General features: G+C 73.8%; 16 protein-coding genes. 7 read left to right on the forward strand and 9 right to left on the reverse strand.

Annotated features, from left to right (window positions below):
* Positions 1-4 precede the first annotated feature (4 nt).
* Positions 5-988, reverse strand: coding sequence for a phospholipase D-like domain-containing protein (locus tag BS83_RS19485; protein ID WP_037604981.1), 984 nt, complete (start codon positions 986-988; stop codon positions 5-7).
* A 314-nt stretch (positions 989-1,302) separates the two neighbouring features.
* On the opposite strand from BS83_RS19485, the gene BS83_RS19490 reads away from it, so the two are divergent.
* Positions 1,303-2,220, forward strand: coding sequence for a class I SAM-dependent methyltransferase (locus BS83_RS19490; RefSeq protein WP_037604982.1), 918 nt, complete (start codon positions 1,303-1,305; stop codon positions 2,218-2,220).
* Positions 2,221-2,589: 369 nt separating this feature from the next.
* Here the strand turns inward: BS83_RS19490 and BS83_RS45530 are convergent, their stop codons facing one another.
* Genes BS83_RS45530 through BS83_RS45535 form a run of 3 tightly spaced genes read right to left on the reverse strand, consistent with a single transcriptional unit; the run spans position 2,590 to position 5,408 of the window.
* Positions 2,590-3,780, reverse strand: a complete 1,191-nt coding sequence (locus BS83_RS45530; protein WP_051943370.1) for a bifunctional RNase H/acid phosphatase — start codon at positions 3,778-3,780, stop codon at positions 2,590-2,592.
* A complete protein-coding gene (locus BS83_RS46540; RefSeq protein WP_198035442.1) occupies positions 3,777-4,520 on the reverse strand; it encodes a zinc ribbon domain-containing protein in 744 nt (247 codons plus the stop codon). The genes BS83_RS45530 and BS83_RS46540 overlap by 4 nt, the downstream gene beginning before the upstream one ends.
* 9 nt (positions 4,521-4,529) lie before the next feature.
* Positions 4,530-5,408: a Nif3-like dinuclear metal center hexameric protein gene (locus tag BS83_RS45535; RefSeq protein WP_037604984.1), complete on the reverse strand. Its 879-nt coding sequence runs from the start codon at positions 5,406-5,408 to the stop codon at positions 4,530-4,532.
* Positions 5,409-5,809: 401 nt separating this feature from the next.
* Here BS83_RS45535 and BS83_RS41945 point away from each other — a divergent pair, with 401 nt between their 5' ends.
* On the forward strand, positions 5,810-7,840 hold the full coding sequence (locus BS83_RS41945; protein ID WP_051943372.1) for a S9 family peptidase: 2,031 nt from the start codon (positions 5,810-5,812) through the stop codon (positions 7,838-7,840).
* Positions 7,841-7,914: 74 nt separating this feature from the next.
* Positions 7,915-8,046: a hypothetical protein gene (locus tag BS83_RS48360; protein ID WP_269664862.1), complete on the forward strand. Its 132-nt coding sequence runs from the start codon at positions 7,915-7,917 to the stop codon at positions 8,044-8,046.
* A 151-nt stretch (positions 8,047-8,197) separates the two neighbouring features.
* On the opposite strand, the gene BS83_RS19515 is transcribed toward BS83_RS48360, so the two are convergent.
* The 5 genes from BS83_RS19515 to BS83_RS19535 all read right to left on the reverse strand — a co-directional run bounded on the left by BS83_RS19515 (position 8,198) and on the right by BS83_RS19535 (position 14,822).
* Positions 8,198-9,142: a 3-oxoacyl-ACP reductase gene (locus BS83_RS19515; RefSeq protein ID WP_037604985.1), complete on the reverse strand. Its 945-nt coding sequence runs from the start codon at positions 9,140-9,142 to the stop codon at positions 8,198-8,200.
* Between the two features lie 30 nt (positions 9,143-9,172).
* Entirely contained in the window at positions 9,173-10,252 is a 1,080-nt protein-coding gene (locus BS83_RS19520; RefSeq protein ID WP_037604986.1) for a zinc-binding dehydrogenase, read from the reverse strand.
* 48 nt (positions 10,253-10,300) lie between these two features.
* A complete protein-coding gene (locus BS83_RS19525) occupies positions 10,301-11,167 on the reverse strand; it encodes a MaoC/PaaZ C-terminal domain-containing protein (RefSeq protein WP_037604987.1) in 867 nt (288 codons plus the stop codon).
* Between the two features lie 260 nt (positions 11,168-11,427).
* Positions 11,428-12,636, reverse strand: a complete 1,209-nt coding sequence (locus BS83_RS19530) for a lipid-transfer protein (RefSeq protein WP_037604988.1) — start codon at positions 12,634-12,636, stop codon at positions 11,428-11,430.
* Positions 12,633-14,822 (reverse strand): acyl-CoA dehydrogenase, encoded by a 2,190-nt coding sequence (locus tag BS83_RS19535; RefSeq protein ID WP_051943374.1) that lies wholly within the window; start codon positions 14,820-14,822, stop codon positions 12,633-12,635. The genes BS83_RS19530 and BS83_RS19535 overlap by 4 nt, the downstream gene beginning before the upstream one ends.
* Before the next feature lie 224 nt (positions 14,823-15,046).
* Between BS83_RS19535 and BS83_RS19540 the strand changes: the two genes are divergently transcribed.
* The 4 genes from BS83_RS19540 (at position 15,047) to BS83_RS19555 (ending at position 19,773) form a co-directional block, all read left to right on the forward strand.
* Positions 15,047-16,288 (forward strand): M48 family metalloprotease, encoded by a 1,242-nt coding sequence (locus BS83_RS19540; protein ID WP_037604989.1) that lies wholly within the window; start codon positions 15,047-15,049, stop codon positions 16,286-16,288.
* Between the two features lie 188 nt (positions 16,289-16,476).
* A complete protein-coding gene (locus BS83_RS19545) occupies positions 16,477-17,133 on the forward strand; it encodes a class I SAM-dependent methyltransferase (protein ID WP_037604991.1) in 657 nt (218 codons plus the stop codon).
* A 389-nt stretch (positions 17,134-17,522) separates the two neighbouring features.
* On the forward strand, positions 17,523-18,827 hold the full coding sequence (locus BS83_RS19550) for a hypothetical protein (RefSeq protein ID WP_037604992.1): 1,305 nt from the start codon (positions 17,523-17,525) through the stop codon (positions 18,825-18,827).
* Positions 18,817-19,773 carry an N-acetylmuramoyl-L-alanine amidase gene (locus BS83_RS19555; RefSeq protein WP_037604993.1) on the forward strand — a complete coding sequence of 319 codons (957 nt, stop codon included), beginning with the start codon at positions 18,817-18,819 and terminating at the stop codon, positions 19,771-19,773. The genes BS83_RS19550 and BS83_RS19555 overlap by 11 nt, the downstream gene beginning before the upstream one ends.
* Positions 19,774-19,816: the final 43 nt, after the last annotated feature.

Genomic DNA, 19,816 nt, shown 5'->3' on the forward strand with positions numbered 1-19,816 from the left:
ACAGTCAGGCGGGCGTGCCGCCCGCGTAGTCGCTGTTCAGCGCGGTCTCGATGGTCGAGGCCACCCCGCTGTCGGTGAGGATGATCCCCAACTCGCGGTTGCTGTCGAGCGAGTTGGAGGTGATGTTCATCGACCCGGCCTCGACCTTCTGGGTCGCGAGCCCGTAGTCCGCGACGATGGCCTTGGCGTGGATGTAGAAGCCGGTGCTGGAGGAGTAGCCGCGCACGGTGCCGCCCGCGTCGTCGATCTGGGCGACCTCGCTCGCGTAGCTGCCGGGGGTCTCCAGCACGACCCTGACCTTCACGCCAGCGGCGGCGCGCGCGGCGATCGCGTCGACGACGGCGGAGTCGCTGAACTCCTCCTCCTCGACGTCCAGCGTCCTGGTCGCGCCGTTGACGACGGCCAGGAGGCGGGAGCGGGAGTCGGTCGGCGACCAGAGCAGGTTGTCTCCGTCCCCCGGGGTGACCGAGGTGTGCGCGTAGTCGGCGCCGAAGACTCTCTCCACCGCAGCGACGTCGTTGGCGTCGCTGTCCACGACGCCGTAGTCGCGGCTGGTGGGGTAGTACTTCGAGGTCAGGTTGCCGGTGAGGATCATCGAGGTCGCGCCGTCCACCGTGATGGTCTTCTGGTGGGTGTAGACGTAGGAGCTCGACGAGTAGACGACGCCGACCCCGGCCGCCTTGAGCGAGGAGTAGGCGGACCCGTTGACGCTGGTCTTCGTGCGGTCCAGGATCACCCGCACCGTGACGCCGGCCTTCTTGCGGGCGATCAGGTCGTTGACGGCGGTGGTGTCGCTGAGCTCGTACATGGTCATGTCGAGCGTCCTGGTCGCCGAGTTGATGAAGCTGTAGACGGTCGGCTCGGTCGTGCCGAGGTTGAAGGCGAACGCCGAGTAGCCGGCGGCGTGGGCGGGCAGGGCGTCGGCGAGAAGGGTGGCTCCGGCGGTGACGGCGACGGCGAGAAGGCGGCGGGTTCCCTTGCGCGACATACGCTTCTCCATGGGGAGTCGACGAGGAGTCGGTGGCCCGTGCGGATCCGGACGAGTCCGGTCGGCCGACCGCGCACCAGGACACCACGCGCGTAGACTGCGGCAGAAGACGTTGACGGTTAAATGTTCATGACCAAAGCACTGCGCGGGCGGGGCCGGCGGGTGCGCGCGGTCGCCGGACGGAGCACATTCGCCGTGCAGTGACATGGATCTCACAGGAACCTTGAGATGCCGACGCAGGACCGCATACGCTCGATCACCACCCGTCCAGCGCGGGGGCCTCCCCTCACTTGCCACGACGTCTCGGAGCTCCGATGACCGCAGCACAAGGAACCACCCACCCCGCCACCCTCGATGACGTGAAGGGTTGGTTCTTCGCGGTCGACCGGCACCTGTTCGTCTGGTTCCTGGAGCAGCAGAAGCAGCGCGGCACCACGGGAAACCTCATCGAGATGGGCGCGTACCTGGGACGCAGCGCCATCCTCCTGGGCGACTACGTGCGCGAGGAGGAGACGTTCACGATCTGCGACCTCTTCGACTCCGACGCCCCGGACGCGGCCAACTCCGGCGAGATGGCGGCGTCGTACCGCAAGACGCTGACCCGCGACGCCTTCGACGGCAACTACCTGGCGTTCCACGACGAGCTCCCCGACGTCATCCAGGCGCCGACCTTCGTGCTGGCGGACGGCCGCGTCGAGCCGAAGTCGGCGCGCTTCGTCCACATCGACGCCTCGCACCTGTACGAGCACGTCATCGGCGACATCGCGGTGGCCAGGGACGCCCTCACGCCGGACGGGGTGGTCGTGCTCGACGACTACCGCTCCGAGCACACCCCGGGCGTGAGCGCCGCGGTGTGGGAGGCCGTGGCCACCATGGACCTGCGGCCGATCGCGGTGTCCTTCAACAAGTTCTACGGCACCTGGGGCGACCCGGAGCAGTACCAGGACCAGTTGAAGGCCGACCTGAGCGCCGACCCCCACATGCGTGTGTACCAGGAGGACGTCCGCGGCCGGCGTCTGCTCCGGGTGCGCAGCATGCCCGGCCTCCAGCCGCCGGAGTTCCGGCACTCCCGCTACTACGACGAGATCCGGGCCCAGCAGGCCGAGGCCGCGCGCCTGCACGCGAGGAGCTCGGCCGCCCGCTCCATCCGCGCCAAGCGACTGGCCAAGGACCTCCTCCCCCCGGTCGCCACCCGCGCGATCCGCAAGGCCATGCAGGAGCGCCGGGCCTGAGCCGCGGTCGGGGCCGGGGCCGGGAGAAGGCTCGACGTCAGCCCCTCCCCGGCCCGGGGCGGCGGGCGAACCGGCCTGCGCCGGCACCCTGCCCGCACCCGGTCGGAGCAGGCCCGGGATCACGCCGCCCGAGCCCAGGGCCGAACCGCCGTCCGCTCGGCGATGACGCGCTGCGGCGTGCCGCGGAGCGGAGTGGCGAAGGGGAACAGCGGTCGGCTGCCGTGGCGGGGCCGGGGCCGGGGCCGGTGCGAGCCGCCGTGGTCGCACCCCAGGTCCGGCCACCGCAGCCCCGGGACCGCCGAACTCCGGCTGCGGCTGCACCGGGCCCGGCCGGGAGTCGCGGCACCCGCGCGTCCGCTCGGCGGCGGGTCAGCGCAGGTGCGAGGTGTCGTTGAAGAGGCGGAGCGAGGCGTTGCCGTCCGCGTAGTACTGGACCGCGGAGACCGAGGCCGCCGCCAGTTCCATGCGGTACAGCGACTCGGCCGGTGCGCCGAGGGCGAGCCGCACCAGGGTCTTGATCGGCGTGACGTGGGAGACGACGAGCACCGTCCGGCCCGCGTACCTGGCGAGCAGGCGGTCCCGGGTGACGGCCACGCGGCGGGAGACCGCGGCGAAGCTCTCGCCGTCCGGCGGGGCCGTCTTCGGCGAGGCCAACCACGCGTCCAGCGCCTCCGGCTGACGCTCTTTCACCTCGGCGAAGGTGAGCCCCTCGAAGGAGCCGAAGTCCGCCTCGCGCAGGCCCTCCTCGACGCGGACCTCCAGGCCCAGCAGGTCCGCGACGGCCTGGGCCGTCTCGCGGCAGCGGGCCAGCGGGGAGCTGACGATCGCCTCGATGCTGCCGCGCGCGGCGAACGCCGCCGCCGCGAGCGCCGCCTGGCCGCGCCCGCGCTCGGAGAGCGAGGGGTCGGCCCCGCCGCTGCCGGAGAAGCGCTTCTCCGGGGTGAGCGGGGTCTCGCCGTGGCGCAGCAGCACGAAGGTGGTCGGCGTGCCCATGTCGGCGGGACGCGCCCAGCCGGCGGGAGCGGTCGCCGGCGCCTCCGGCAGGGTCTGCGGCTCCGCGTCCGCCGCCACCGCGCGCTGCTGCTTCGGCGGCTTCGGCTCCCAGGCGCGCCCCGCCTGGCCGACGTCCATGGCCTCGTTGGCCAGCCGGTCGGCGTGCTTGTTCTGGTTCCGCGGCATCCAGGCGTACGTGACCCGCCCGGCGGGGAAGACCGAGCGGGCCTCCGCCGCGAGCGGCTTCATGTCCGGGTGTTTGACCTGCCAGCGGCCGGACATCTGCTCCACGACGAGCTTGGAGTCCATCCGCACCGACACCGAGGCCGCCGGGTCGATCGCCGCCGCGGCCCGCAACCCGGCGATCAGGCCGCGGTACTCGGCGACGTTGTTGGTGGCCCGGCCGATGAACTCGGCGGCCTCCGCCAGCAGTTCACCGGTGTCGCCGTCGCGCACCGTGGCGCCGTAGCCGGCCGGGCCCGGGTTGCCCCGGGACCCGCCGTCGGCCTCGACGATGAGACGACGGCCCGGGGCCCCGGAATCGGCGGCGCCCGAGCCGGTGGTCACAGACCCGACTCGGAGGTGCGGACGAGGATGCGCCCGCAGTTCTCGCAGCGGACCACGGCGTCCGCCGCGGCGGCGCGCACGGCGCCCAGGTCGGTGATGCTGAGCTCGACCCGGCAGCCCTCGCAGCGGCGCTGGTACAGGCGCGCCGCACCGACGCCCGCGTTCTGGGTGCGCAGCCGGGTGTAGAGCTTCAGCAGGTCCTCGGGGACGACCGCGGCGACGGTCTCCCGGTCGCGGGTGGTCTTCTCGGCCTCGGCGTCGATCGAGGCGTAGGCGACGTCGCGGCGGCCCTCGGCCTCCTTGGCGCTGCTCTCGGCGTCGTCGCGGCGGGCGGTCATCTCGCTGACGCGGGTCTGCCCCGACTCCACCCGCTCCATGATCTCCAGGACCACGTCCTCGAGGTCGCTCTGGCGCTTGGCCAGCGAGCCGACCTCGTGCTGGAGGTTGGCCAGGTCCTTGGCGGAGCTGACGCTGCCCGAGTCGAGCAGCTTCTGGTTGCGCGCGGCGCGCTGGCGGACCTGGTCGACGTCCTGCTCGGCCTTGGTCAGCTCGCGCTGGGTGTCGCTGAGCTGGGTCTCGGCGGCGACGGTCAGCGAGCGGAGCTGGGCCAGGTCGGCGGTGCGCTGCTCGATCTCGGCGTGCTCGGGAAGCGTCCGCCGACGGTGGGCGAGCTGGTCCAGGCGGGAGTCGAGTGCCTGCAGGTCCAGCAGGCGGATCTGGTCGGCGGGCGCGGCGTTCAGGGGTACTCCTCAGGCAGTGGGCTGGTCGGGGGCGGAGACGGTGGGCTCCGCGAAGGGCATCGGGGCGTGCGTGGTCCAGGGATCGGTGACGTGGGTGGACACCCGCGTCTCCAGACCCCAGCCGTGCTTCTCCGAGACGGCCAGCAGCGCGCTCTCCGCGCTGCGCAGCCAGGGCCACTCGGTGGCCCAGTGGGCGGCGTCGACCAGGGCCGGTCTTCCTTCGGACGCGGCCTCGCGGGCCTCGGAGGCCGGGTGGTGGCGCAGGTCGGCCGTGACGTAGGCGTCGACGCCCGACTCGCGGACGGCGGCGAAGAAGCTGTCCCCCGAACCGCCGCAGACGGCGACGCGGTGGACCGGGCGGTCCCGGTCCCCCGCCACGCGGACGCCCTGGGCGGTGGCGGGCAGGCCCGCCGCGACGCGGGCGGCGAAGGCAGCGAGCGGCTCCGGAGCGGGCAGCTCGCCGATCCTTCCGGTGCCGCGGCGGCCCGCAGGGTCGGTCGGGTCCGCGATGAGCGGACCGGTGATCCGCAGACCGACGGCCTCGGCGAGGGCGTCGGAGACGCCCGGGTCGGCGTGGTCGGCGTTCGTGTGCGCCACCAGCAGGCCGACGCCCTGACGGATCAGGGTGTGCACGACCCTGCCCTTGAAGGTGTCGGCCGCGACGGTCGTGGTGCCGCGCAGGTAGAGCGGGTGGTGCGTGACGAGGAGCTGCGCCCCGAAGGCGACCGCCTCGTCGACCACGGCCTGCACCGGGTCGACGGCGAAGAGCACCCGGTCGACCTCGGCCTCGGGGTCGCCGCAGACCAGCCCGACGGCGTCCCAGGACTCCGCCCAGGCGGGCGGGTACAGCTCGTCGAGAGCACGGCGGACGTCGGAGAGTTTCGGCACGTGTCCGAGGGTATCGCGGCCGGGTGCCCGGATCGGACATCGCGGAAGGTTACGGCCCGATCCGTGGCTCCACCCGTACGAGTGATGAATCCGCGATCCCGTGCGAGCCCCGCACGGCCGAAAGTAGCTTCGGTTCTGCGGGCAAGACGCACGGGCCGAGCAGCCGTGGTCGTCGGAACAGCCCGGAGTGCGGCGGCCTGTGGAGGGGTCGCGGCGGTCCGGGCCCGGCGGCCGCCGCTGCACGACCCGACCTTCCCGCCGACCTCTTCGTCACAGCCGGGGGCGCGCGACGCGCGCCGCCCGGACCACGGGAGCGGCCCGGCAGGTCCTCATCGGACAGGCCCTGAACCGCGGCGCTCCCCTCCCCGTCGTCGTTCCGACCGAGCAGCGGTGGTGCAGCCATGACCGCGATCCCCCTGAGCATCCCTCCCTTCACCCCGGTGTCCCCGTTCGTCCCCGCGCCCGGCGCGGCGGGCGAACGGGGCGGGCGGCCGGCTCCCGCCGCCCTGCGGCGGGTCAGCTTCACCTTCTCCGCCGACGGCTCCCACGCCGCCTGCCTGGCCGCCGAGGCGGACGGTCGCTGGCTGGTGGAGAGCTGGCGGCTGGGCGGGGCCGGTTCGCCGTGCGAAGCCGAGGCGCTGCGTCCGGGGGCCGGCGGGCGCCGCTCGGAGAGCCTGCGCTCGCAGCTCGTGCCGCTGACCGACGGGCGGGTGCTGATCTGCCGTCACGAGGGACCGCAGCAGGAGCTGATAGTCCGCGGCACGGACGGGCAGGCCGATCTCTCCGCCGGCCGGCTCCAGCGCGCCGGTCTGCGGCTGCTGCCGCTGCCCTCCCCCGTGCCCGGCGCCCCGGTCGCGGTCGCGCTGGGCACGGACGGCGAGACGGCCACCACCGTCTGGCTGATCAGCGCGGACGGCGTCTCCGCCCCGCAGTCCGTCGCCGAACTGCCCGGCCTCTACGGCGGCGGCGTCTGGCTGGACGAGGGCGGGCGGCTGCTCGCCCTGGACCAGCTGCAGCGCTTCCCCGACAACTCGGGCCGGGTCAAGACGGTCGTCCTCGATCTGGCGCGCGGCACGCTGAGCCCGCTCCTCGAACTCTCCCCGCGCAGCAACGACCGGCTCGCCGCGTGCGACCCGGGCAGCGGCCTGATCCTGGTCCGCAGCGACGCCCCCGGGGAGGACCGGCTGGGCTGGGGCACCCTCGGCTCGGGCGAGCCGCTGCACTTCCCCGAGTGCCTGCGCGGCGGCCGGCACTTCCTGCGGCCCGTCGCGATCGAACCCGGCCGCAACCGGGTCGCCGTCCAGGCCGACTGGGGTGCGACGTCGACGTTGGCGCTGTGGGAGCCCGGCGCGCTCGCGCTCGACCCGCTGCCGATCCCTCCGGGGCGGCTCGGCGGGGTGGCCCACTGGTCGGCGGCGGGCCTGCGGATGCCGTACTCGGCCCCCGACCGCCCCGCCGCGATGGCCTCGGTCGACGTCGACCTGCTGCTGAGCGGCGAGACCAGACCGATGCCGCGCGCGGCGTCCCGCCCGCTCACCCCCGTGCAGGGCGGCGCGGCCGGGCTGACCAGCGTGGTCCAGGTGCTCCCCGAGCCGCGCGAGACGGGCTGGCGGCTCGACGGCAGCGCGCAGCGCCCGGACGGCCGCCCCTGGGAGACCGCGCAGACGGTCACCCTGCCCGGCGCGGCCGGCCCGCTGGAGGGCGTCGTCTACGGCGGCGACTCGTGGCTGACCGCCGAGCACCTGGTCATGGCCCTGCACGGCGGCCCCGCGGACGCCTGGCGGATGGAGTTCGAGCCCACCCTCCAGCGGCTGGCGGCCGAGGGGCTGGCCGTCGTGGCCCCCAACCAGCGCGGCAGCACGGGCTACGGCGTCGAGCACGCACAGGCCGTCCAGGACGCCTGGGGCGGCCCGGACCTGGACGACGTGCTCACCCTGCTGCAGAGCATCGGCGGGCAGCGCGAGTCGATGGGCCTCGGCCAGGTCGCCCTGCTCGGCATCAGCTACGGCGCGTTCCTCGCGCTGCTGGCCGCGGGCACGGCACCGGAGCGGGTCGCCAGGGTGGCCGCCGTCTCCCCCTTCCTCTCCGGCGCGCGGCTCCATGCGGAGGCCGGCCCGGCGGTCCGCGGCCTGACGGACCGGATGGGCGCCTCGACGGAGCCGCGGGACGGCCGCGGCCCGCGGGACGTCCTGCTGCTGTGCCACCGCCTGGCGGCGGAGCTGCTGATCGTGCACGGAGACGCCGACGAGGTCGTCCCCGTCACCCAGTCCCGGCTGCTCCGGCAGGAGTTGCTGCGCATCGGCCGGGTCGAGGGCGTCGACTTCCAGTACGTGGAGGCGGCCGGCGCGGGGCACGAGGTCCTGGCCGAGGAGGGCGCGCCGCTGTTGCAGGAGCTGCTGGCGGGCTTCCTGCGGAGCGTGCACCCGGTGTGAAAGGTACGGGTCGGCACATTAGGGTTTGACCGGTATTGACGGACGAAGCGAACACCACGGAGAAGACAACTCTCATGTCTGATGCCCTCAACGACATCAATGAGAACGGCACGGAGGACGACGCGCACGGCCGCCACCGGGGCCACGTTTCGGAGGACGAAGCGCAGGACGGCTCGGCCCACGGCCGTCACCGCAGGTCCGAGTAGCACCGTCAGGGGCGCGAGGCTCTGCTGATATGCGGCTCCGCCGCTTGGGCGCGACAAGCCACCCCGTGCGGATGGTCCTCGATGTGCAGGGCCATCCGCACGGGGTGGTTGTTCGCGCAGTTCCTCGCGCCCCTGGTGGTGCAACTGCGGCTCAGTTCTCGTGCTTGAGCCCGAGTACCGCCATGTTGGCGAAGCCGTCGCCCGGCCTGCGTGCCGCGTAGAAGGGGGACATCAGCTCGTCCAGCTCGCTCGGCGTGAAGCTCTCCTTCGCCGTGTCGAACTTCGCCAGGACCGGTGGGGCCCCCAGGACCGCGACCATGCCGCCGTGGACGACGAAGCACTGGCCGTTGACCGTCGCCGCCGCCGGGGACGCCAGGTAGGCGACCAGCGGGGAGACGTGCTCCGGGGCCAGCGGGTCGATGCCCGATTCCGGCGCCCCCATCGAGCCGGTGAAGACGTCCTCCGTCATCCGGGTCCGCGCCCTCGGGCAGATCACGTTCGAGGTGACCCCGTAGCGGGCCAGCGCCGACGCGCAGCTCGTGGTGAGGCCGACGATGCCGCCCTTCGCCGCCGCGTAGTTCGGCTGGCCGGCCGAGCCGGCGACGAAGGCCTCGGAGGAGGTGTTGACGATGCGCCCGTACACCGGCGCCCCTGCCGCCTTGCTGCGGTTGCGCCAGTGTTCCGCCGCGTAGCGGGTGGTGGCGAAGTGGCCCTTGAGGTGGACCTGGATGACGGAGTCCCACTCCTGCTCGCTCATCGAGAAGACCATCCGGTCGCGCAGGATGCCCGCGTTGTTGACCAGGATGTCCAGCTGCCCGTACGTCTGGACCGCCAGGTCGACCAGCGCCTCGGCCGAGGCCAGGTCGGCGACGTCGCCGTGGTGGGCGACGGCGTGGCCGCCGAGGGCGACGATCTCGGCCACGGTCTCGTCGGCGGGCGCCGCCGACGCCTCGCCGCTGCCGTCACGGCCGGGCGCGCCGAAGTCGTTGACGACGACGTTCGCGCCCGCGCGGGCGAGTTCCAGTGCTTCGGCGCGGCCGAGGCCCCGGCCCGCGCCGGTGACGATCGCGGTGAGGCCGGTCAGGGAGGTGGTCATCCGTTGGCTCCTGTGTGAGTGAACGAGGCTTCAGCCCAGGTCGATGACGGTCCGCAGGGCCTCGCCCGTCCGCATCTGCTCGATCGCGTCGTTGACCGACTCGATCCTGACGTGGTGCGTGATCATGCCTTCGAGGTCGAGCCGCCCGGCCCGCCACAGCTCGATGACCGTCTGATAGGTCTTGGGCACGTCCGTGCCGCCGTACAGCGAGGGCAGGATGCGCTTCTCGTTGAAGAACAGCTCGAACATGTTGAACTGGGCGTTGTCGTCCATCGCGCCCGCGCCGACCACGACGACCGCGCCGCCGCGCCGGGTCGCGTCGTAGGCGGTGCGGACCGTGGCCGAGCGGCCGACGACCTCGAAGGCGTAGTCGAAGCCCTCGCCCGCGGTGATCCGGTTCTTGGCGTCGTTCAGCTCGTCGGGGTGGACGGCCTCGGTCGCGCCGAACCGCAGCGCCCACTCGCGGCGGCCGGCGACCGGGTCGACCGCCAGGATCTGCGCCGCGCCGGCGACCTTCGCACCCTGGATGGCGGCGATGCCCACGCCGCCGCAGCCGATCACGACGACCGACGAACCCGGCGTCACCTTCGCGGTGTTGATGGCCGCGCCGACGCCGGTGGTCACGCCGCAGCCGATCAGCGCGGCGACCTCGTAGGGGACGTCGTCCGGGAGCTTCACCGCGCAGCCCGCCGCGACGACGCTCTCCTCCGCGAAGGTGCCGGTGGCGGAGAAACCGAAGATGTCCTGCCCGTCGTGGCGGTAGCTGGGCGTGCCCATGTTGCCGAAGGCGGCCAGGCAGAGATTGCCCTCGCCGCGCCTGCAGCTGGCGCAGACCCCGCAGGGCGGCATCCAGCAGACGATCACCCGGTCCCCGACGGCCAGGTTCTCGACTCCCTCGCCGACCTCGACGACCTCGCCGGCGCCCTCGTGGCCGGGGACGAAGGGGGCGGGCTGCGGCAGCACGCCGCTCATCGCGGACAGGTCGGAGTGGCACAGGCTGGCGGCCTTCATCCGGATGCGGACCTTGCCGGGGCCGGTCGCCGGTATCTCGACGCCGTCGTGGACCTCCAGCTTTTCCTGGCCGGTCTCGTGCAGAACCGCTGCGCGCATCTTCGGGCTCCTCGGTCGTTGCGGTGCGGGTGGTGGAGAGGTGCGGGATCAGGGCTGGTAGGTGACGACGGTGTCGGCGAGCACGGGGGCGTCGTCACGCTCGACGCTGGTCGCGCTGACCAGCAGGCGGTCGGCGCCGTCCTGCCAGATGCGGACGCGGAGCGTCTCGCCGGGGAAGAAGATCCCGGCGAAGCGGGTGCTGTAGCTGCGGACCCGGGACGCGTCGCCCGCCAGCACCGTGTCCACGACGGCCTTGAGGGTGACGCCGTAGGAGCAGAGGCCGTGCAGGATCGGGCGGTCGAAGCCGGCCAGCTTGGCGAAGTCGGGGTCGGCGTGGAGCGGGTTCCAGTCGCCGGAGAGACGGTAGAGCAGCGCCTGGTCGTGCCGGACCGGCACCTCGCGCCGGAAGTCGGCGGCGCGTTCGGGCAGGGCGATCCGGGTGCTCTCGCCGCGCTCGCCGCCGAAGCCGCCCTCACCGCGGACGAAGATCTCGGTGTCGCAGGTGTAGAGCGGACCGTCCGCGTCGGCGGCCTCGCTGCGCATGACCAGGACCGCGGCCTTGCCCTTGTCGTACACCGCCGCGAGCGAACTGGTCAGCACCGCCTGCCCGGCGGCGGGGATCGGCCGGTGCAGTTCGATCCGCTGGCCGCCGTGGAGCACCTGCGCGAGGTTGATCTGCAGGCCCGGCTGGTTGAACGCGCCGGCCTTGGCCAGCCCGCCGCCCGCGACGGTGACGAAGCTGGGCAGGACCTGCAGGTCCTTCTCGTAGGTGTAGCGGAGCTCGTCCGGATCGGTGGCCGGTCGCTGCGCGCCGGCCCCCACGCCCAGGTGGTAGAGGATGACGTCCTTCTGCTCCCAGGCGAGGTCGGTGGTCCGGGCCGGGGCGGCGAGCGCCACTGCGGGGTCGATGGGCATTGCGAAGCCTTTCGTTCGTGCCGGATCGCTCAGTCAGTCTGGGGGCATGGGGGAATTGGTGGACCCCGACGCGGCCGTCCGCACCGTCGGCCGCGCCGGGGTCGCTCTTCGCGGGCTCCGACTTTCGGCTTCCGGTCGGTCCCGCGGGCTGAGGGGCTGAGCATTCTGATCCGTGCTCAATCAAATGAGCTAGAACAAGTTCTAGCGCAAAGCGGTTGAGTTGAGAACGCCCGGGAACCGGTCAGTCACAGCGCGGCAGCTCAGCGACGGAGAAGAGTCACCACCGCGGCGCCGCCCAGACCGATGTTGTGCGCCAGACCCACCCGGGCGCCGGGCACCTGCCGCGCCTCCGCCTCGCCGCGCAGCTGCCAGACCAGCTCGGCCGTCTGTGCCAGCCCGGTCGCGCCCAGCGGGTGGCCCTTGGAGATCAGGCCGCCGGAGGGGTTGACCACCCAGCGGCCGCCGTAGCCCGTCGCGCCGTCGGCCACGAGCTTGCCGCTCTCGCCGTCCGCGCACATGCCCAGCGCCTCGTAGGTGAGCAGTTCGTTGATGGAGAAGCAGTCGTGCAGCTCGATCACGTCGACGTCCTCGATGCCGAGGCCCGACCGCTCGAAGACGGCGCGCCCCGCCTCCCGCGACATCGGCTTGCCCACGACGTCGATGCAGGAGCCCGAGGCGAAGCTCTCCTCGGTATCCGTGGTCATCGCCTGGGCGACGATCTCCACGGCCCGCTCCTGCAGTCCGTGCTCGCGCACGAACCGCTCGCTCACCACGACCGCCGCGGCCGCGCCGTCGGAGGTGGGCGAGCACTGGAACTTGGTGAGCGGGGCATGGATGGTCCGCGCGTCCAGCACCTCCTGGAGCGTGTACTCCTCGCGGAACTGCGCCCGCGGATTGGCCGCGGAGTGGCGGTGGTTCTTCACCCCGACCAGCGCGAGCTGCTCGGCCGTGGTGCCGTAGCGCTCCATGTGCTCGCGGGCGGCGTTGCCGAAGATCTGCGCGGTGGGCGGACTCGCCTCGAAGCCGTGCTTCGCGGCCATGACGCCGTAGTGGCGGGCCACGGGGCTGGTCGCGAAGCCGTCCGCGCCGCTGCCCGCGCCGAGCGCGCCCTTGCTCATCTTCTCGAAGCCGAGCGCGAGGACGCAGTCGTTGATCCCGCCGGCCACGAACTGGCGGGCCGTCATCAGCGCCGAGGAGCCGGTGGCGCAGTTGTTGTTGAGGTTGTAGACCGGGATCCCGGTGAGGCCGATCGAGTAGACGGCCCGCTGCCCCGCCGTGGACTGCTGGAAGCAGTAGCCGACGGCGGCCTGCTCCACCAGGTCGTAGCCGACGCCCGCGTCCGCGAGGGCCGCGCGGCCGGCCTCCTCGGCCATCTCCCAGTACTGCCACTCGCCCGACTGACGGTCCTTCATGCCTGGTTTCTCGAAGTTGGTCATGCCGACCCCGACGAGGAACACCTTCTCGGTCATGCGTCACTCCGCTTCAGGTTCGTTGGAGCCTTCGGTCCTGCGTCCCGATCCGTCGGCGCGGGGTCGCGGGGAAGGCCGAGGATGCGCTCGGCCACGACGTTGAGTTGGACCTGGGTGGTGCCGCCGGCGATGGTCAGGCAGCGGGACATCAGCAGCGCGTGCCCGATCTCCCTGCCGACCCCCTCGTAGACCGCGCCCGCTGGTCCGCACAGCTCCAGCGCGTACGCGGCGACGCGCTGCGCGTGCGGGGCCGAGACCAGCTTGCGCACGCTGCCCCCCGCGCCCGGGTCCAGGCCGTCCAGCGCGCTGAGCGTGGAGCGCAGGTCGATGCAGGTGAGCACGTGTTCGTCGGCGGCCAGCCGCCCCAGGGCCGACGGCTCGGCGCCCGGCGCGGTCAGCAGGCGTCGCACCGCCGGGCCGGTCGGGCTGGAGTCGGCCATGTGGACCCGCTCGTTGCCGAGCGTGTGCCGGGCGACGCGCCAGCCCTCGTCCACCGCGCCGACCACGGCGTCGGCGGGCAGCCTGACGTCGTCGAGGAAGATCTCGTTGAAGACCGCGTCGCCGGTGAGTTCGCGCAGCGGCCGGATGTCGAGGCCGGGGGTGCGGCGCATGTCGACGACGAAGTAGGTGAGCCCCTGGTGCTTGGTCTTCTCGGGGGAGGTGCGGGCCAGCAGGATGCCGAAGTCGGCGGTGCGGGCGCTCGAGGTCCACACCTTCTGACCGTCCACCCGCCAACCGCCGTCCTCCTGCCGCACCGCGCGGGTGCGCAACGCGGCCAGGTCCGAGCCGGCCTCCGGCTCGGAGAAGAGCTGGCACCAGGTCAGCTCGCCGCGCAGGGTGGGCATCAGCAGCCGCTCGCGCTGCGCTTCGGTGCCGTGGGCGGCGAGGGAGGGGACCACCCAGTTGCCGATGGTGAGGTCCGGCAGCCGGACCTCGGCCGCGCGCAGCTCCTGCTCAACCACGAGTTGACGCAGGGCGTTGGCGCCGAGGCCGTAGGGCGGCGGCAGATGCGGTGCGGCCCAGCCGCCGGGCGCGAGCCGGCGACGCTGTTCGGCCGGTTCGAGTCCGCGCACGGAGGCGGCCGCGGCCCGCGCCTCGGCGCGGAACTCCTCGGCCTCGGCCGGGAGTTCCAGCTCAGGCCGCCACTCCCCCGGCTGCGCGGCCGCCGCCTGCGCGACGCGTCGCCACAGCGTCCCTTCGCCGCCCGTCAGCTGGCGCAGCGTCAGGGCTCGGCGCAGGCGCAGATGGGCGTCGTGCTCCCAGGTGAAGCCGATGCCGCCGAGGATCTGGATGCAGTCCTCGGCGTTGGCGCAGGCGGCTTCGAGCGCGAGGGCGGCGGCGACCGCGGCGGTCAGCGGGCCGGGCTCGCGGGCGGCGGCCCAGGTCGCGGCGGCGGCCTTCTCGGCGCGCACGAGCAACTGGGCGCAGAGGTGCTTGACCGCCTGGAACTGGCCGATCGGCCGCCCGAACTGCTCGCGCACGCGGGCGTGGGCGACGGCGGTCTCCAGTGCCCAGCGCGCGATCCCGCAGGCCTCGGCGGCGAGCAGGGTGCCGATCACGGCGTCGGCCCGGCCCTCGGCGAGGTCGACGGACCTGGCGGCGACGTCGTCGAACTCGACGCGCGCGAGACCCCTGCCGAGATCCAGGGCGGCGAGCGGGGTGATCCGTGCGGCGGAGCCCTCGACCAGGTACCAGTCACCGCCGCCCGCGCCTCCGGCGTCGGCCCGCACCAGCAGCAGGTCCGCCTCGGCGGCGCCCAGGACCACCTCGGCCCGGCCGGACATCCGCCCGCCCGTCGCGGTGACGGCGCCCTCCCAGACGACCGCCGCTGTCGAGGCTCCCTCGGCGAGGGCGGCGAGTTCGCCCGGCGCGGCGGAGCCGGCGAGCAGCGCGGAGGCGAGGACGGTGGGCAGGAAGGCCCCCGGCAGCAGGGCCCGGCCGGTCTCCTCCACCACGACGGCCAGATCCAGCAGCCCGCCTCCGCCCCCGCCGACCGCCTCCGGCAGGTGCAGACCGAGCATCCCCTGCCCGGCCAGCCCCTTCCACCACAGGGGCCGGGCGGTCCCCACCGCACCCGGCCCCTCCGTCAGCGCGCCTCTGACCACGACACCGGACACATCCCGTTCCAGCCAGCGCCGCACCGAACTCCGCAGTTCCCGGTGCTCCTCGCTGATGCCGATGGCCATCTACGCCCCTTCTCCGCAACTGACGTGGCGTCAGACTAGAACGCGTTGCAGAAACTGGGAAGCCCGCAAGGGAGTCGACTTTCCCCGCGAGCTCGCGCCGGGCATGATCTACCGCCATGACCACGCCTGCGACCAGCAAGGACACCGCATGTCCAGAATGCTCGGGTTCGCTCACCACGGATCCGCGATTCACCCGCTGGTGCCCGAATTGTCACTGGAACGCGTTGCCTGACGCGCAGCGCACCGCACCCTCCCCGACCGGCCGGAGCCTGCGTCGCCGACTCGACGAGTCGCTGGAGCAGCGGCTCTTCCAGGAGGCGGTCTCCGGTCCGGGCGGACTGCGTCGGCGGGCCGACCTCCCGCACGTCCTCGCATGGACGCTCGCACTCCCGGTGCACCTGCTGACCCTGGCCGCGCTCGGCGGCGTGGTGGTCCTGCTCGCCGCCGACGTCTGGACCGCCGACATCGCCGCGCTCGCCCTGCTCGGCGTCGCCTGGGTCGGCCGGCCGCGCCTGGGCAGCATGCGCGCCGAGCGGCGGAAGTCGCTGACCGTCAGCCGCGAAGCCGCACCGCAGCTGTGGTCCCTGATGGACGCCGTCGCCGCCGAACTCGGCACCCGCGGCCCCGACCTGGTGGTCGTCGACCGCCGCTTCAACGCGAGCTACGCACGGGTGGGACTGCGCCGACGCGTGGTGCTCAGGATCGGGCTGCCGCTCTGGGTCTCGCTCGACGAGCAGGAGCGGGTCGCGCTGCTGGCCCACGAGTTCGGGCACGGGGTGAACGGCGACGTCCGGCGCGGTCTCTGGCTGGGCGTCGCCCTGAGCAGCCTGGCCGAGTGGTGGTACTTCCTCACCCCGTCGCCCGGTCGGGTGCGGGTCCGCATCCGCGGCGGCCTCGACGTGCTGTTCACGCTCGTCGCGGAGACGGTCCAGCGGCTGCTGGCCGTGCTGGCCGAGCTCTACCACCGCCTGCTGCACTGGCTGACCCGGCACGGCAGCCGCCGGGCCGAGTACCTGGCCGACTCGTTCATGGTGCGGCTGGCCGGACCGGGCGGCGCGGCCGGGCTGGTGGAGGCGCTCCGCCTGGGCACCGCCTTCGAGACGCTGGTGCAGCAGCGCACCATGGCCGCCAGGCGGCCGGTACAGCGCAGCCGGTCCCGCAGGAACGAGGCCGCCGGAGGCGCGGAGCCCGCCTCCGAGGTCACCCCGCCCGACCTGTGGACCCAGCTCGGTACCTACGTGCGCTCGATCCCGGCCGAGGAGCGCACCCGGCGGATCGTGGCCTCGCAGCTCCGCCACGACGACTTCGACGGCACCCACCCGCCGGCGCACCTGAGGCTGGCCTACGTCAGGAGCCTGCCGGAGGGCGAGCCGGCCGTGGTCCTCGACCCCGCCGCCTCCGAGGCGATCGACGCGGAGCTGCGTCCGGCGGGCGTGAGCATCGCCGCCGAGCTGATCCGCCGCTGAGGGTCCGGCGGCCCCACCGAGCCCTCTCCCGAGGCGTTCGGCCAGGGGGTTCAGCGCATCGCGGGGAGCTTGGAGCGCCACGCCGTTCCGCGCAGCCACCTGCGACGGGCGCTCTGCCCACCCGCGCGCCCCGTCTGCCTGTCTGCCCCTCTGCCCGCCGAAGTGACCCGCCGGTAAGGTGACCCGCTATGAACGCGACCCGAGAGATCAGCCCGGCCCGGCCGGAGGCAGGCGTGCTGGCCGCCTTCGAGGCGGCCACCGGCTTCATGCCCGTGGACGAGGGCCTGGCTCTGTACGCCGCCGCCCTGGAGGCGGCGCGGCGGACGGGGCGGCCGCTGCTGGAGGTCGGCACCTACTGCGGGCGGTCGACCATCCTGATGGCCGAGGCCGCACGCCTTGCGGGCACCGTCGCCGTGACGGTCGACCACCACCGGGGCTCGGAGGAGCAGCAGCCCGGCTGGGAGTACCACGACACCAGCCTGGTCGACCCCGAGGTCGGGCTGATGGACACGCTGCCCAGGTTCCGCCGCACGCTGCACGCGGCCGGTCTGGAGCCGCACGTGGTGGCGCTGGTCGGCCGTTCGCCGCAGCTCGCCGCCCTGTGGGGCACGCCGCTGGGGCTGGTCTTCGTCGACGGCGGGCACACCGACGAGCACGCGACGGGCGACTACGAGGGGTGGGTCCCCCACCTCGCGCCCGAGGGGCTGCTGGTCGTGCACGACGTCTTCCCCGACCCGGCCGACGGCGGGCAGGCCCCTTACCGCGTGTATCTGCGGGCCCTGGCCGAGGGTTTCGAGGAGATCTCGGTGACCGGCTCGCTGCGGGTGCTGCGCCGACAGGGCTGAGCACCCCGGGCGGCGATGGCCTGCCTGTCGAAGTCGCCGCGCTCGGCCATGGCGCGGCCGACCCGCGACTCCTTGTGGGAGCGGCCCTCGGGTCAGCCGGAGTCGCGACGGAGGAACCAGTGCCCGCAAGGGCCGTCGCCGGGCGGGCCACGCCCGGGCCGGGTCGCGGACGCGGCGCGGCCGGCGCCGCCCCGGCGCATCGGCCCGCCCCACCCGGCGCGCGACTCCGACCCGCCTGACCACGGGCCCCGCGGGCGCCGCCGGACCGACCGCTCCGGCGGGCATGACACGTGCCCGTCAGGCCGGATCTTGATCCTTGGCAATCCCTCCATTCGGCTCCCGCGTTTCGATACCGTGGCCGCCATCGGCACGCGGAACGAGGTGGGCGAGTGAGCGAGCAGGACAACACCGCGCCCGCGGTGTGGGATCCGACGGCCAGAGACGGGGCCGGCGGCTGGGTCCGGCGCGGCGAGCCCAGGACGACGCCGTTGCGCAAGACGGACGAGCCCCCGGGCGACGCGCCCGAGGAGCGGACGACGGTCCTTCCGCCCGTGCCCGCCGGGCCGTCCGGCCCTCCGGCCGGGCCGATCCCGCCGCAGGCGGGACCGGAGCCCGTGCCGACGGAGCTCGACCAGCCGGTCGTCCGGCCCTTCGCGGCGGCGGCCGGGATGCCGACCGCGCAGCCGACGCCCACCGTGCCGAACTTCGCCACGCCGACGGGCCCCGCCACCGCGCCGCCGTCCCCGGCGGCGCCGACCGCGGCGCCGATGCCCGGGTACGGACCGGCGGGCGGCTCCCCCTACGCGCCGCCCGGGTCCCCTTCCACGCCCCCGAGCGTCGGCTACCCGCCCACCGGGTACGGTCCCGCCGCGCCCCCGGCGCAGGGCCCGGGCCCCGGCGCGGCGCCGACCGTCCCCGGATATCCCCCGCCGTACCGGCCGGGCGGACCCGGCTACCCGCCGCAGGCCACGGCCGCACCCTCGGCCGCTCCCTCGCCCGCCCAGCCGCAGGAGCGGTCGAACCTCCCGCTGCTGGTCACCCTCGTCGTGGTGGTGGCCGCGCTGCTGGGGGTCGGCGCGGTGTGGGGGCTCGGCCTGGGCCGGTCCCCGAGCACCCCGTCGACCGGCGCCGCAGGGGCCCCGACCGCTTCGACCGCGGGCAGCGCCCCGGCCGGTCCGGCCTCGCCCTCCGCCGCGAACTCGGCGTCCGCCTCCCCGTCGGAGACCTCGACCGCGGGGGCGACCTCGCAGGCGCAGGCCGTCGACGCGGTGCTCTCCCAGAGCTCCTCCGACCGCAGGCAGGTCGCCTCCGCGGCCAGCGACGCGAGCGGCTGCACGAACCTCAGCGCCGCCCAGTCCGCCTTCAGGACCGCCGCGAGCGACCGGCAGAGCCTGGCCACCAAGATCGGCGGGCTCGACGTCTCGCAGCTGCCGAACGGCGCGGCGATGATGCAGTCCCTCGCCAAGGCGGAGCAGGAGTCGGCGTCCGCGGACAACTCCTTCGCGGCCTGGGCCGGCACGCTCATCTCCAGCGGCTGCACCGCCCCCGGCCCGGCGCCGACGAACGGCAGCGACTACCAGGCGGCCATCGCCTCGAGCCAGCAGGCCAGCACGGACAAGCAGAACTTCGTGGCACAGTGGAACGCGATCGCCGGCCAGTACCAACTGCACCAATGGACCAAAGATGACATCTGAGCAGCACACGCCCTCGCGCACCAGGGTCACCACCCTGGTCCTCGTGCTGGCCGCGCTCGTGCCGCTCTGCTTCGCGGGCTGGCTCGGCTGGCAGGCCATAGCGGGCGAGAAGAACAAGAACACGGGGACGGCGACGGCCGCGGGCGGCGGGGCCCCGGCGTCCCCCTCGAAGTCGGGCTCCGCGTCCGTCTCCGCCTCGGGCACGCCCAGCGCGTCCCCCTCCCCCTCCGCGGCGCAGGGCGGCGTCGCGGGCAAGCCGCTGGCGGGCAAGGTCATCGTGATCGACCCGGGCCACAACCCGAACAACGTCGACCACCCGAGCGAGATCAACCGCAACGTCTTCATCGGCAACAGCAGCAAGGCCTGCGACACGACCGGCGCCTCCACGAACGCCGGCTATCCCGAGGCGGACTTCACCCTCGACGTCGCGCGGCGGGTGCGCACCCTGCTGCAGGCCGAGGGCGCGAAGGTCGTCTTCACCCAGGACGGCGACACGCCGTGGGGTCCGTGCGTCACCCAGCGCGCCGCGATCGGCAACCAGGCCCACGCCGACGCCGCGATCTCCATCCACGCCGACGGGGCCGGCCCCTCCGACTACGGCTTCCACGTCATCATGCCGAGCCGGGTGAACGCCGGGGGCGTGAACAACACCGCCATCGTGGCCCCCTCGCGCACGCTCGGCTTCGACGTCCGCGCCGCCTTCGCCTCGGCCACCGGCGAGCACTACGCCACCTACATCAACGGCGGCGTCGGCTACGACGTCCGCAGCGACCTGGGCGGCCTGAACCTCTCCTCCGTGCCCAAGATCTTCATCGAGTGCGCGAACATGCGCGACGCGGCGGACGCGGCCAAGATCACCTCCGCGGCCTGGCGGCAGTCGGCCGCCCAGGGCATCGCCAACGGTCTCGGCCAGTTCGTCCTGCACGGGAGCAACACGTCGGGCTGATACGGTCCCAAGCGGTCCCAAAAGGTCATCGGTCCGTCAGAAG

This window comes from Streptacidiphilus rugosus AM-16, assembly GCF_000744655.1.
GTDB classification, from domain to species: domain Bacteria; phylum Actinomycetota; class Actinomycetes; order Streptomycetales; family Streptomycetaceae; genus Streptacidiphilus; species Streptacidiphilus rugosus.

Excerpts from the sequence above, each read along its gene's own strand:
- BS83_RS19485 (WP_037604981.1), bottom strand. The coding sequence starts at position 988 with ATGTCGCGCAAGGGAACCCGCCGCCTTCTCGCCGTCGCCGTCACCGCC.
- BS83_RS19490 (WP_037604982.1), top strand. The coding sequence starts at position 1,303 with ATGACCGCAGCACAAGGAACCACCCACCCCGCCACCCTCGATGACGTG.
- BS83_RS41945 (WP_051943372.1), top strand. The coding sequence starts at position 5,810 with ATGACCGCGATCCCCCTGAGCATCCCTCCCTTCACCCCGGTGTCCCCG.
- BS83_RS48360 (WP_269664862.1), top strand. The coding sequence starts at position 7,915 with ATGTCTGATGCCCTCAACGACATCAATGAGAACGGCACGGAGGACGAC.
- BS83_RS19515 (WP_037604985.1), bottom strand. The coding sequence starts at position 9,142 with ATGACCACCTCCCTGACCGGCCTCACCGCGATCGTCACCGGCGCGGGC.
- BS83_RS19520 (WP_037604986.1), bottom strand. The coding sequence starts at position 10,252 with ATGCGCGCAGCGGTTCTGCACGAGACCGGCCAGGAAAAGCTGGAGGTC.
- BS83_RS19525 (WP_037604987.1), bottom strand. The coding sequence starts at position 11,167 with ATGCCCATCGACCCCGCAGTGGCGCTCGCCGCCCCGGCCCGGACCACC.
- BS83_RS19530 (WP_037604988.1), bottom strand. The coding sequence starts at position 12,636 with ATGACCGAGAAGGTGTTCCTCGTCGGGGTCGGCATGACCAACTTCGAG.
- BS83_RS19535 (WP_051943374.1), bottom strand. The coding sequence starts at position 14,822 with ATGGCCATCGGCATCAGCGAGGAGCACCGGGAACTGCGGAGTTCGGTG.
- BS83_RS19545 (WP_037604991.1), top strand. The coding sequence starts at position 16,477 with ATGAACGCGACCCGAGAGATCAGCCCGGCCCGGCCGGAGGCAGGCGTG.
- BS83_RS19555 (WP_037604993.1), top strand. The coding sequence starts at position 18,817 with ATGACATCTGAGCAGCACACGCCCTCGCGCACCAGGGTCACCACCCTG.